Here is a 13,223-nt window from a genome sequence, read left to right on the forward strand (position 1 = left end):
GAATCTTCCCGAAAGAAATCGAAATAATGGGTTCGAAATCCAAGAAATAAATATTTTATAGTTTCAAATTCCTCGTCCAACCGAATACTGGGGTCGGGCCTGATTTTTTTTTAGAATTCGTTCTTGCGTATGAATTATTATCTTTTTTTTCCCATGGCGGCTCTTTTTACGAATACGATCTTTATCGCTTTCGTTTACGCAAGAAGAACGGGAAATCCTCTCATTCGTTCCTATCTTCTATATACGATCGGTCTCGATGCTTGGCTTTTTACGTACGCGTTCACCTGGTCCTATCCGCCCGAAGCTTGGATGACGTGGGCGTTTAAAATTCTCGCGGCGACTTGGCTGCCGGTCGGAGCGCTCTATCTCGAATTCGTTTACGTTTTTTTAAACAGAATTCCCGGGCCGTTTCTTTGGTTTTTTAGAATCGGAATTCCGATCTCTTATCTGATCACGCTTTCCACGGACTGGGTCGTGCAGGGAAGCATTCGTTATTATTGGGGTTACGAAAACGAACCCGGCCCCTTGTATCTCGTCGTAATCCTTTCCTTTGTCGCGCTGCCCGGTTTTATCGGTTTGGGAATTTTGACGCGTTCCTTTTTTACGGCGCGCAAGGATCAGAAAAAACAGATCGGTCTTGCGATCTTAGGTTCCATGTCCGCGATGTTCATGAGTTTTTATTCGGAAATCATTCAGACGGACGATCAAGGGAGAATGTTGGGAGTTCCTTTGACTCCGATCGCGGTGGTCATCCAATCCTTTCTGATCTTTATCGCGATCACACGATACGGATTTTTACGGATCAACATCGAAGGGCTCGCCGTGGAATTGTTTCGCGACATCCACGACGGAATGATTTTGGTAAAACAGGATCGTTCCTTGTTCTTCATGAACGAATCCGCGATGAAAATATTAGGAATTTCGAATACTCTTCCTTCTCATTTCTATCCGTCCGATTTTTTAAAAGGATATCAGGAAAGCCCCAATCATCTTTCCAGAGAATACCAGCCGATCTTCAATCGGGCTTGCAAAGGCGTGGAACTGACACGGTCGAACATCGAACTTACCGGAAACGAAAACGGTTATCTTTTCATCCTGCGCGACATCAGCGAAAAGATAGACTCGAGAGAAAAGATAGAGAGTATCTATTCTTCCATCAGCAAGGATTTGGAGATAGCGAAAATCGCGCAGACTTCGGCGATATCCACCAAGTTTCCGGAAAGTTCGCGTTATAAGTTTCATTCCCACTTTCAACCCTTCGAGCTTGTCGGAGGAGATTTTTTCAGGACGCTGGAACGTTCCGACGGAAAACTCGATATCTTTTTTGCGGACGTTTCGGGTCACGGAATCTCCTCCGCTATGGTGGCGGGCATGCTTTCGATTTCGTTTCAGCTCGTTACGGAATCCAAACCGAGTCCCAAGATAGCTCTCGAAAAGATTCAAGAACTTCTTTTGGGCGCGGTGTTGAACCACCATATCTCGGCGGTTTATCTGTCCTTCGATCCGAACACAAAAATATTAGAATATTCTTATGCAGGTCATCATCCGATCCTGATTTTCCGGGACGGAGAAATCCTTCCCCTCGAGGGTTCGGGAAGAATTCTCCTCATCACTCAGGAAACCGAGTTGAACAACTATTCTTTTCAGCTTAAGAAGGGAGATATTTTGTTTCTGTATTCGGATTGCCTCTTTGAAGTGCGAAACTCCGAAGGGGAAATCCTGGGTTACGAAAATTTTCTACAGAAGATCCGCGAGATTCCGGTTCAAACTCCTCCTAATCTTCTCAAAACTTCCATCGATTGTGCGCTCGCGTTCGGAAAGGGAAAACTTACGGACGACCTTGCGATTCTGATCTTGGAGGTGTTCTAAAATGAATCCGTATATTCTGATTCCTTTTTCGGCCCTAATCATCAACGGTTCCTTGTTCGCATACGTCAGCGCTCTCAAGGGCAAATCTAGAACCGTAACTTTATACCAAAGATTTTCGCTATTACTTTCGATCTGGCATATCGCGCTGATTCTCTATTGGTCCTTTTTACCGGGTAACTGGCCCGTGATCGTTTTTAAAGCTTCTTCCTTCGCTTGGATTTTTATCGGCTGTTTGTTTTTCGAGTTCGCGGTTCAATTCACCGGATCGTCGTATCGGTTTCTCATTTATTTCTTTCGCGGACTTTCCTTGGTTTCCTTTTTAGTTACGGTCAGCACGGACTTGGTGGTCGCGGGAAGTTTTCGAGCCTATTGGGGAGACGTCATCGCCGCGGGGCCTTTGTATCTTCCCGTAAGCAACTTCGTGATCGGCATACCGACGTTAGGCGGTTCTTTGATCCTGATCCTGAACGGAATCCGTTCCTCCAATCCTCTTTTGAAAAAACAATCGAGGCTGGTGGCGTATGGAACGATCTTTACGTATCTTCTAAGTTTCAGCACGACCCTTTTGCCACGTTATTGGAATCCGTCTTTGACATTTCCTCCGATCAGCGGAAGCGCAGCTCTGATTCAATCGATCTGCATCTTTATCGCGATTCAGAAATACGGCTTTATGGATCTCAAGCTCGAACACATTGCGCTTCGATTGTATGCCGAAATTCGGGAAGGAGTGATTCTTTTATCCTCGAAAGGAATCCTTCTCTTCAGCAATCTTTCGGCGAGAAAGATGCTTCGTCTTCCCGAATCGATCAATACGGGAATGGCGTTCGATCTCAGAAATTATCTCGAAGACTTTCCGGCGGATTCTTTTTTTGAAAGAAAGGAATTCGTCAATCTCAGCGTAAAAACGGAGGAATCCGTTCCCGGTCTTCACGAGGATTTCCTGCACGTTCCCGAAAACAAATACCTGGAAGTTTCCTCTTCTCCGATTCCTTTGTCCGGACGGAGCGGAGGCAAGGTTTACATCCTGCGGGACATCACGGAAAAAAAGGAATCGCTTGAGAAAATTAGAAAATTGTTATATAGACTCGATTTGGATCTGGATCTCGCGAGAAACATTCAGGAAAAGATCACGACCCACGATTTTCCGGATTCTCCCGATTACAAAATCCATTCCCACTTTCAGCCGTATGTAAAGGTGGGAGGCGATATTTTAAACGTCATCAAAGAGAAGGATGAAAGTCTTCATATCCTTTTCGGGGACGTTTCGGGTCACGGTATTTCGGCGGCGATGGTTGCCGCGATGACTTCGATCGCTTTCGGAGCAGCCACCGGAAGAAGCGATCATACGGATCAAAATCTTCTTTTCATTCACAGACTTTTAAAGGATACGATCACGCTGCATTTCCTTTCCTCGGTCTATATGAGATACGTTCCGTCCGAAAGAAAATTAGAATATAGTTATGGAGGACATCACCTCGGCCTGTTGATCCGAAACGGAGTCTGCAGTTTTATCGAAGGTTCGGGGGGAATTCTTTTTGCGATCGCTTCCCCCAAAATCCAAAGATACGAAATCAATCTTCTCAAAGGGGATCGGGTTCTTTTTTATTCGGACGGTTTATTCGAAGTGAAAAACAGGGAAGGAAATATCTTGGGAAGAAATCAGTTCCTCGAAGCGGTCAAGTCTCTGATCGTGGACGATACGAGTTCGATGATCCGTTCCATCCTCTCCTACTCCGCTTCGTACGGAGAAGGAGAAATGTCGGACGACGTTACGATCTTTTGTCTCGAAGTTCTTTAAGCGATCTTTTCGCGGATCGCCTTTAAAAACGGAAGGAACTCGTCGAGCGCACCCGGAAGTTCGTATTCGATCGAATCTCCGGCGCGGATGATGTCCTTTTCCTCGAGAGCAACGGCGATGCTCGCAAGAATCTCGTTCAGTTCTCCCGTCTTCTCCTCGAATCCGATTCCGTCGATCGCGATCGCAGCGAGATCGAGTTCGGGTTTTCTCATCTTCAAAGTGATAAACGAAGTAAGCAGAACGTTGATCTGAGAAATGGATTGAGTCAACAACTCGGTTGCGACTTCGTCCTTTCCGGATTGATACGCTTCGTTGACTTTTACGAACGCCTCTTTGAGTCCGCCGATGTTCGCGATAAACGTATCCAAAATTTCTTTAAGCGTGGGAAGATCCAGATCCAACACCTGCGTTCTTGCGATCAAATCCATGATGAAGAGTTTCAGATCTCTTAGATTTTCCAAAAAGGTTTCGATGGTCGCCGTATTATCCAGACTTTTACAGTTGGACGAAAGATCGGAAACGATATCCGCCACGGTATTTCCCGTTCCCATCGGTTTGATTTGATCGAGTTTCAGATGAAGAAGATTCGAAGCTGAATTCAAAACGTTTTGAATCCATTTGACTCCGTCGCCGAGTTCGTTGGATTCTTTTTCGGTTAAGGAATCCCTTCCGAAAAGAGTGGAACCCACTTTATCCACGTACAAATCCAATTCGTTCAGAGTGGAAACGAGAAAATCCATCTCTTCGCCCACGAAAAATTCCATCTTGTTCGCGGATTCGATTCCTTGTTCGTTCATTCTGGAAGCTTGAAATTCCACTCCGTCGACGGTGCAGCCGAGAAGATATTTTCCTTTCGACTCGACCCATTTGTTGATCTCGCCGAAAACTTCTCCCAGTTTCTTTTCGTTTTCCAGGGAACTATCTAAGAGGTGTTCGTTGATGTAAATTTCCATTCTACTCTCCTGCTTGAATCACTCGTTTCTCGCGCCTTTGAGATTGTTGTTCAAATAAGCGCCCACGGCTTTGTTCTTACCGACTCCCTGTTCCATATAAAGAAACTTGGATTTCAGTTTTTTCTCGTAACTCACGAGATGGTTTTCGTATTCCTTGATCTTCTTGTTGTTATCGGTGACTTGTTCTTCGAGCATCTTTACCTTACCGGAAACGAGGCCGCCCGCGTATTGCGTGTAAGGTTTGACGTGTTCGAGAAGATCGACTCCGACCCCGGTGTCCATTCTCGCGTCCGAGTTCGTATCGATCGCAAAAAGATTTCTAACGCTGTCCGGATTTTCGGCGAGTTTTACGCGAAGTTTCTCTTCGTCCAAAACCAAAAATCCGTCCTGTATATCGGCCCATTTGCTTCCAACGCTTCCGGTGCTGATGCCGATGTCGCTTAACATTCGAACGGGATTTTCGCCGCTCACGGGATACGAGGAACTCGCGACGGTTTTCATTCCCGCGATCAAACGAAGCACGGTATGTTCTCCGGATAAAAGACCTGTTTTGGTTTTTCCTTCCCAGAAGGTTTGGCCGATTTCTCCGCCGTCGTCCTTTCCATCGTTGACCTGAGCGTTTTTATCGACCGCGGTCGCGTCCTTTCCGAATTTCAAAACGGAGTTGTATGCAGCGACGAATTCTTTGATCATCTCGAGACCTTTGTCGGAATCCGTTTTGATGTCGATGCTTACCGGACCTTCGGTTTTTTTAAGAAGGTTGAGAGAGACTCCGTCGAGTACGTCGGTGAGCCCTTCGTTTTTGGGACGATTGACTTCGATCCCGTCCACGAGAAACACTGCGTCCTTCGCTTCCGCGATTTCCTTTGCGGGTTTCGCTCCTCTGAATTCTCCCGGAATCACTACATGCAAAGAATCTAATAGTACAGTTTTTCCGCTCGAGTTCGCAAAAAGAATCTTGTGCGCCTTTTGACCCGAGGGGAACGTCTTCAAGTTCAAAACGATCTTTCCTTCCTGCTTGGAAGCGGTTTCGAAAATCATCTTTTCCTTATCGTTTTCTTTATAAAGAATTCCTAATTCTAATTTATCTTCCGGCGCGAACTCGGTAGAAGTGATCAGTTCGATTCTCGTGTTCTTTTTTAATTCCGTGGTCGGAATTCCGAACTGAAAGGAACCTACGCTCGCGATTTCCATCCACTTCTTGTTATTCTCTTCTTTATAAACCGGTTTTGCGTCCGCGGCCATTCCGTATTTTTCCGGTTGAAAGACGGAGATCTGATCCGCTTCCGGAAGGAGGCCGATCACTTTGGGAGGGTCGGCCGGTTCGGTCGCGCCCACAAGATTGGCCGCTTGTAAAACTCCGTTCGCATCTTCGAATTTGAGTTTGCGATCCTTACCCGATAAACCCGCAGTAAGAGTAAGAACGTAATTGTCACCGTCAACTTTTACAAGTCCGGTATTCACAAGACCCGCGGCGGAAATTTTAATGGAAGAAGCGAGATCGCGGATCGTTCCTCCCGTGAATTCGATTTCCTTTTCGGAATCACCCGAAAAGATTTTGAACTTACCCGCGGGGATTTGTTTGTTCGCGTCCGTTTTTTCTCCAGAGATTTGATGAAAGGTCGCGAGATCTTTGATTTCTATCTTTCGTTTGCCCGCGCTCGCGGAACGGGAAGCGTCTCCGCTGACTACGCCTTCCGGTTCGGAAACGATGTTCTTCATCGCAAACGGAGCGGTAAAGGAAATGAGGGCTCTTGTTTTATTTTGCAGATCGGTTGTGACTACTTTGAGGTCGTTCCACGCTTTCACTTGAGCTTTGTTAAACGAATTCTGCTGCTCAAGACGGCGGATCGGTTTGGCTTCCAATTCCACCAATTTCTTTACGATCATATTCGTATCTTGTCCGGAACTGAGTCCTGGAATCGTAAATGCGGGCATCTTGTCCTCCTACCTTCTTCATCGACCGAATCGGAAAAAAGATAAGGGAAAATGAAAAAATTCGATGCAGGAAAAACCGATTGCCGATCTTAAATGTCCGTGGATTTTAGTTTGGATTTTCGTAGGGGGAAGAATGGTATCGCCTTTTTTGGGAGAATTTTTAGGGACCTTCGTTTTGATTCTTTTGGGAAACGGAGTCGTCGCCGGAGTTTTACTGGAACGAAGTAAATCCAAAGACGGAGGCTGGATCGTGATCACCGCCGGATGGGCCTTTGCAGTCATGCTCGGAGTTTTCACTTCGAACGCGTTCGGAAGTTCGGACGCTCATCTCAATCCTGCGGTAACGTTGGCCTTTGCGATCAAGTCGGGCGATACTTCCAAACTTTTCTCTTACATTCCGGCCCAAATCGGCGGAGCTTTTTTCGGAGCCGTATTCAATTATCTGCATTATCTTCCTCACTGGAAAGAAACTCAGGATCCCGGAAAAATTCTCGCAGTGTTCTCGACCGAACCCGCGATTTCGCATGTCGCGTCCAACTTCTTCAGCGAATTCTTGGGAACGTTCTTACTCATCGTAGGAATCGTTTCGATCTTCTCCCCTTCCATGCCCGGCTTAAGCGTTCACTTCGGAACCTTTCTCGTGGGAATTCTCGTTTGGAGCATCGGCCTTTCGATGGGAGGAACGACCGGATACGCGATCAACCCGGCGCGAGACTTGGGCCCGAGACTCGCCCATTTTCTTTTACCGATCGCAGGCAAAGGTTCTTCCAATTGGAAATACGCGTGGCTTCCGGTGGTCGCTCCGTTAAGCGGCGCGGCCTGCGCTGGATGGCTGCTCGGGTTTTTGAAAATCTGAGAGAGAATATTTTATTTTTTGAATGTGTTTGTGCTTTCTCCACTCGGAACTGTTTAAGATAAATAGTTCCTGCGGAGAAAAAACTTCTCTTCTGGGAAGAAAAGATCCGCGGTTATAAAATCAGATTCAATAAAAAAATTCCAAGACGATTCCGTTTAAAAAATGATGATTTACGAATCCGCCCGATTTGAGAAACTATGAAATTGATATGCGAAGTCTCGCCTTTGTACTATTTCTTTCGTTTTTCTCGATTTGGAACTTGTCTGCACAACCGGCAGATTTAAAAGGAGAATGCAAACCGAAGGATTGGATCTGCGTTCTAACCCGAACTGAAAACAACAAAGTAGAATTCTACGTTCAGAACAAAACCCCTTCGGGAGAATATCCGTTTGTCGTATATTTCAACTTCACGACCCTCGAAAATTTCGAGTCCGACGTTGCACTCCCGTTTCATTTCGTTTCCAAGGGAAGCCCCGAACCGAAAAAGATTCTAACGTTAAGTCCTATCGACGCACATAAGGAAAGATCTTACGGCTCCAGCATCTATGTTCGCGCAGGCGATATTTCCGTCCCGAAGTCCAAAAGCTACGCGTATCGTTTACCCTTCGAATCCGCCTCCAGAGTCGGACAAGGATATAACGGAAAGTTCACGCACAACGGACAGTTCCCCTATGCGCTTGATTTTACGCTGCCCGAAGGGAGTTCGGTCTTGGCGGCGAGAGAAGGACTTGTGATCGCAACGCAGGATAAATATTTATCCGGCGGAACGACTCCTTTCTACAAAGACAAGGCGAACTTTATTCAAATTCTTCATAGGGACGGGAGCATCGCGGAATACGCACATCTCAAACACAAAGGCGTTTTAGTTCAGGTCGGACAAGTCGTTAAAACCGGAGAAAAGATCGGAATTTCGGGCAACACCGGTTTTAGCAGCGCTCCCCATCTACACTTTCACGTATTAAAACCGACTGAAAATTTTCAAAGTTTAGAATCCTTCCCCACCTCCTTTGAGACCGACGAAGGAGTGTTAGACGATCTCAAAGAAGGGTTCGTTTATTGGAATCCTTCCAACCTTTTACCCGCGGGGAAACTTTTCTTCGAGGAAGATCTCAAAATCTGCTCGGAGTTCGTACAGAAAAAACTTTCCGACTGCGAGGATAAATTCAACCCTCAGAAAAGACCGATTCTCGCTTTGGAAGTGCGAAAGCCCGGAAAATACGATTTAAAAGTGGAAGTTTGCAATCCGGATTCGGTCTGCAAAAGGATCGATTGGACTTTACAACCGGAGTGGAAATCTTCCGTTTCCTATTTTGATTGGAGCTTGTTTCCGCAACAACCCGGAAAGTATAAAATCCAAGTCATCAACGATATCGAAATCATCAAAACCTGGGTAGTTGAAAGGTAATTCGAATTCGATATGATGGAACCAAGATTAGAAACCATTCTTGCAAAGCTGCTGATCGGAAAACAAATGACGATGTCCTTGTCTCGAAATACGACTGGTGAATTGTGGCGAAGTTTTATGCCGAGGCGAAACGAGATTCAAAATACAATCGGTACGGAACTTTATTCCATGCAGATTTACGACCCTTCCTATTTCGATAATTTTGATCCGAACCGGGCATTCGTAAAATGGGCGGCGATCGAAGTTCAAGATCAGAATTTTATTCCGTCGGAAATGGAAGCCGTTACGATTCCTCGTGGTCTTTACGCGGTTTTCACACACAAGGGTCCGGCGAGTGAAGGACCGAAGGTATTTCAATACATCTTCGAAACTTGGTTACCGAATTCCGATTACAAAGTGGATCACAGACCGCATTTTGAAAAGCTGGGTGAGAAGTATAAAAACGAAGACCCAAATTCAGAAGAAGAGATTTGGATCCCGATCCGTTACGAACGAAAACGATAAACAGTAAAAGAGTTATTCAATATGCTTGTCGACGAAACGACAACTTGAAACCATCAAGAACAAAACTCTCTAAGAAAAACGGATTTTCGATTAAAACGATCCGATCCGTTTTACTTCATCGTTTTCTTTTTCAGACGATTCCCGCGGAAGAATATTCGATCACGAAATCCTCTTTCGCCTTACGCACCTTAGGCGCATTTACCAACCGATCGTTTTCCACGTCGCGATAACCGAGCGTTAGAATGGACGTGGATCTCAGTCCTTTTTCTTTCAGATGAAGCAGTTCGTCGAGCGCGGCCGGATTAAATCCTTCCATAGGAGTCGCGTCCACGCCTTCCACTGCGGCGGCTACGATTCCCGTTCCGAAGGCAATATATGTCTGTTTCGCCGCCCAGTTAAAACTCGACTCGGGTGTTTGCGATTTCAACCAACCAAGCATAGAATTTCGAAAACCTTGCAGAGATTCTACGGAAGCGTTTCTAGTTTTTGCAATCAGTTCGATGTAATCTTTGATTCTGCTTTCGGTAATTTGATCCCACGCGGCAAAGATAAGTATATGAGAGGATTCTAATATTTGAGGCTGATTGTTGGCGATGGGATGAATTTTGCGTTTTAATTCTTCGTCTTCGACGACGAGAACCTGATACGGTTGTAATCCGAAACCGGACGCGGTCAAACGCACCGATTCTAAGATTCGATCCACATTTTCTTGGGGAACCTTCTGCCCCGTCATTCTTTTGGTCGCGTATCTCCAGTTGAGTTTTTCCAATAAATCCATGGTTTTCTCCTTAAATTCAAATCCGGTTTCCCGGAAGATCAAAATGTTATCTTGTAATTAACACTTTAACAAGTTAGACCCAAAAAAAGGAAAGGAGAAAACAAAACAATCAATGGGAAAGAGACATTTTTTTTTGACATTCGCCTCGGACCTGCTTCATCACGTCCTCCAGGGAGAATTCTCCCAATTTGGCTTCGAGGGCGGCTTGTGCCTGGGCGAACATACATTCGAGCGTCGGGAGAATGCCCATTCCTACGGAACAATCCTGTTTCGGGTGATCGTGAACGTTGAAAAGGCATTCGGAAGCCTCGATGGCACGATAGATATCGGAAAGTCGGATCTCCGAGGCGGGTTTGGTGAGGGAAGCGCCGGGAACCCCTTGTCTTGTATAAACTAATCCGGCCTTTCTCAATTTTCCGATGAGGGTTCTTACGATCGCAGGGTTTGTTCCGACCGATTCTGCGATCGTGTCGGACGTTGTGTCCTTCCCCTTTCCATCTTCCAGAAACGTTAGAATGTGAATTGCGACGGCGTAACGACTAGGAATGGCCAAGATTTTGTTCCTTTACACAGTATTCATTGGGTTAGACAGCGCTCTGCCAAGAAGAATTCGGGTTTTCCCGGGAATATTATCGGTTTTCCTTCGGGTTTTTCCCTTTTTAAAAAGTGGGAACTCCTTCTCGGGGAGTTGGAAATTCTCCGTAGTTCAAATCATGTAGGAACTACTACTTTCTATCAAGAGGCCTCCCGTTTGCAGACAAAAAAGTGTGGGAACTCCCTCAATTTCGAAAGCGCACTGAAAAATATCCAAACACCATTCTCCCTTTCGTCCAAAAACTAGGAGGGAATCGCAAACCTGTCATCGAAATCCCCCTTAGAATCATTGACTCCCGGTAAAGCAGGTTTAAACAGGAATAGAATTCCCAAGCCGGACTTTGAACGAGGGAATTTTCCAGAATTTTAGGATATATACGTGTCGAAACCAAGAGTACAAGAACAAACCCCGACGACGTCGGGACAAAACGGATCTTCCAACGGGAATCAACCGGAAATTCATCTGAATAATCCGAACATATTTTTCGACCGGGAACTTTCCTGGGTCGATTTCAACCGACGCGTGTTGGAAGAAGCCAACGATCCCGAAAATCCTCTCTTGGAACGTTTGAAATTCTTGAGCATCACCGAAACGAACCTCGACGAATTTTATATGGTTCGCGTCGCGGGCCTTCGCAACCTCGTCAAGGAAGGAAACGACGAAAGAAGTTTGAACGGAGACAGCGCCTCCGAAATCCTTTCCGACTTATCGGACAAGGTCCGAGCTTTCGTACGCGAAGAATACGAAACATTCTCCAAAACATTAGAAGAATTGAAAGTAGCGGGAATCCATCTCATTCTCAATCCGGAAGAATTGACGATCGACGAAATCAAACAAATTCAATCCTATTACAAAGAGGACGTTTCTCCGATTCTGACTCCTCTCGCGATCGACACCGCGCACCCGTTCCCTCATATTCTCAACAAGTCGTTGAACCTTGCGATGGTGTTGAGCACCGAAGACGAAAAGACCGGCGGAAAAAAAGATTTATTCGCGGTCGTTCAAGTGCCGTCCGTTCTTCCTCGGTTTTTACAGCTCAAAGGAAAGGGAGAAGAAAGAAGATTCTTTCCTTTGGAAGAGATCATCAAACTGCACGTAGACGATCTTTTTTACGGAATGACGGTGAAGGAAATCTATCCGTTCCGAATCATCCGCGACGCGGACATTTCCATCGACGAGGAAAAATCGGTAAAGGACCTTCTCATCACGATGAAGGACGAACTTCGCAACCGTATCTGGGGCGACGCGGTTCGCATGGACATTCATCAAGGAACTTCCCCGTTCATCAAAAACACGCTGCGCGAACTTTTGGAATTGCAGGATCACGAAGTCTTCGACGTCGCTTCGATCCTGAACATCAGCGACGCGATGTTCTTTTACGGACTCGATCATACTTCCAAACTCAAATATCCGTTCTTTCAACAGAAGACGACTTTGAAATTCGATACGCCCGAAAAGATTTTCGAAGCGATCAAAAAGAAGGACCGGCTTCTGCATCATCCGTATCAATCCTTTTCCGCGATCGAAGACCTGCTTCGGATTTCCTCCGAAGATCCGAAGGTTCTCGGAATCAAGATGACCTTGTATCGAACAAGCGGGGATTCTCCGATCATTCAATACCTCGGACAAGCGGCGGAGAATGGAAAACAAGTGACCGTTCTCGTGGAACTCAAGGCCCGTTTCGACGAAGAAAGAAACATCAAGTGGGCGCAGAAACTCGAAGCGCGGGGAGTTCACGTCGTTTACGGCGTTGTCGGATTAAAAATCCACTGCAAGATGCTTTTAGTGGTCCGCAAAGAGGACGATCACATGGTGCGTTATGTGCACCTTGGGACGGGAAACTACAACTCGACCACTTCCAAATATTACACCGACCTCAGTTTTTTTACGGTCAACAAACAGATCACCGAAGACGTCGCGACGATCTTCAACACGATCACGAGTTACGCAAAGATGCCGACTCTGAATCTTTTGTCCGCCTCTCCGCATAACCTGAAATCGACTTTTATGACCTTGATCGACAAGGAAAGGGAGAATGCACTCGCGGGAAAACCCGCCCGAATCATCTTCAAGATGAACTCACTCGTGGATCCGCATATTATTCTTTCCTTATACAAGGCGAGTCAGGCGGGCGTAAAAGTCGACTTGATCATCCGGGGAATCTGCTGTCTCAAACCGGGACTCAAAGGAATCTCCGAAAACATCACCGTTCTTTCGATCGTCGGAAGATTTTTGGAACACACGAGAATCTATTATTTCCACTCCGGAGGGGCGGAATCCATATTTCTCGCGTCCGCCGATTGTATGCCCAGAAACTTCGAAAGAAGGATCGAGGTTTTATTTCCGATCATCGAAGGAAAAAACAAGGAAAGAATCAAGAAAATTCTCGACGTTCAACTCCGAGACAACGTGAAAGCGAGATTTCTCCATCCCGACGGACATTATAAAAAAAGAATATTAGAAAAAGACGAAAAACCCGTGGATTCCCAAATCGAAAGAATGAGCTTCGCGGACTAAAAATTTTTAA

The 13,223-nt window shown here is 45.9% G+C and carries 10 protein-coding genes; 6 read left to right on the plus strand and 4 right to left on the minus strand.

The annotated features are described in order from the left end of the window. Window positions 1–129 precede the first annotated feature (129 nt). Both DLM76_RS02630 and DLM76_RS02635 read left to right on the plus strand, forming a co-directional pair. Entirely contained in the window at window positions 130–1,869 is a 1,740-nt protein-coding gene (locus DLM76_RS02630) for a SpoIIE family protein phosphatase (RefSeq protein WP_118955089.1), read from the plus strand. 1 nt (window position 1,870) lies between these two features. Next, window positions 1,871–3,667, plus strand: a complete 1,797-nt coding sequence (locus DLM76_RS02635) for a SpoIIE family protein phosphatase (protein WP_118955088.1) — start codon at window positions 1,871–1,873, stop codon at window positions 3,665–3,667. On the opposite strand, the gene DLM76_RS02640 is transcribed toward DLM76_RS02635, so the two are convergent. Together DLM76_RS02640 and fliD are read right to left on the minus strand one after the other, a co-directional pair. Beyond that, complete coding sequence (locus DLM76_RS02640) at window positions 3,664–4,620, minus strand: DUF8042 domain-containing protein (protein ID WP_118964281.1); 957 nt, start codon at window positions 4,618–4,620, stop codon at window positions 3,664–3,666. The two genes, DLM76_RS02635 and DLM76_RS02640, sit on opposite strands and share 4 nt — an antisense overlap. A gap of 18 nt (window positions 4,621–4,638) precedes the next feature. Next, a complete protein-coding gene (fliD, locus tag DLM76_RS02645) occupies window positions 4,639–6,558 on the minus strand; it encodes a flagellar filament capping protein FliD (protein WP_118955086.1) in 1,920 nt (639 codons plus the stop codon). A 133-nt stretch (window positions 6,559–6,691) separates the two neighbouring features. On the opposite strand from fliD, the gene DLM76_RS02650 reads away from it, so the two are divergent. The 3 genes from DLM76_RS02650 to DLM76_RS02660 all read left to right on the plus strand — a co-directional run bounded on the left by DLM76_RS02650 (window position 6,692) and on the right by DLM76_RS02660 (window position 9,323). Continuing rightward, entirely contained in the window at window positions 6,692–7,414 is a 723-nt protein-coding gene (locus tag DLM76_RS02650; RefSeq protein WP_118955200.1) for an MIP/aquaporin family protein, read from the plus strand. A 208-nt stretch (window positions 7,415–7,622) separates the two neighbouring features. Continuing rightward, window positions 7,623–8,819 carry a M23 family metallopeptidase gene (locus tag DLM76_RS02655; protein ID WP_118955085.1) on the plus strand — a complete coding sequence of 399 codons (1,197 nt, stop codon included), beginning with the start codon at window positions 7,623–7,625 and terminating at the stop codon, window positions 8,817–8,819. 12 nt (window positions 8,820–8,831) lie between these two features. Next, complete coding sequence (locus tag DLM76_RS02660; protein ID WP_225913408.1) at window positions 8,832–9,323, plus strand: GyrI-like domain-containing protein; 492 nt, start codon at window positions 8,832–8,834, stop codon at window positions 9,321–9,323. A 130-nt stretch (window positions 9,324–9,453) separates the two neighbouring features. Here DLM76_RS02660 and DLM76_RS02665 read toward each other — a convergent pair whose 3' ends face one another. Further along, window positions 9,454–10,101, minus strand: a complete 648-nt coding sequence (locus DLM76_RS02665) for an NAD(P)H-dependent oxidoreductase (protein ID WP_118955084.1) — start codon at window positions 10,099–10,101, stop codon at window positions 9,454–9,456. A 109-nt stretch (window positions 10,102–10,210) separates the two neighbouring features. Next, a complete protein-coding gene (locus tag DLM76_RS02670) occupies window positions 10,211–10,654 on the minus strand; it encodes an Rrf2 family transcriptional regulator (RefSeq protein ID WP_118955083.1) in 444 nt (147 codons plus the stop codon). 420 nt (window positions 10,655–11,074) lie between these two features. Between DLM76_RS02670 and ppk1 the strand changes: the two genes are divergently transcribed. After that, window positions 11,075–13,213, plus strand: a complete 2,139-nt coding sequence (gene ppk1 / locus DLM76_RS02675) for a polyphosphate kinase 1 (RefSeq protein ID WP_118964282.1) — start codon at window positions 11,075–11,077, stop codon at window positions 13,211–13,213. The last annotated feature ends 10 nt before the right edge of the window (window positions 13,214–13,223 follow it).

It is taken from the genome of Leptospira yasudae (assembly GCF_003545925.1).
GTDB classification, from domain to species: Bacteria; Spirochaetota; Leptospiria; order Leptospirales; family Leptospiraceae; genus Leptospira; species Leptospira yasudae.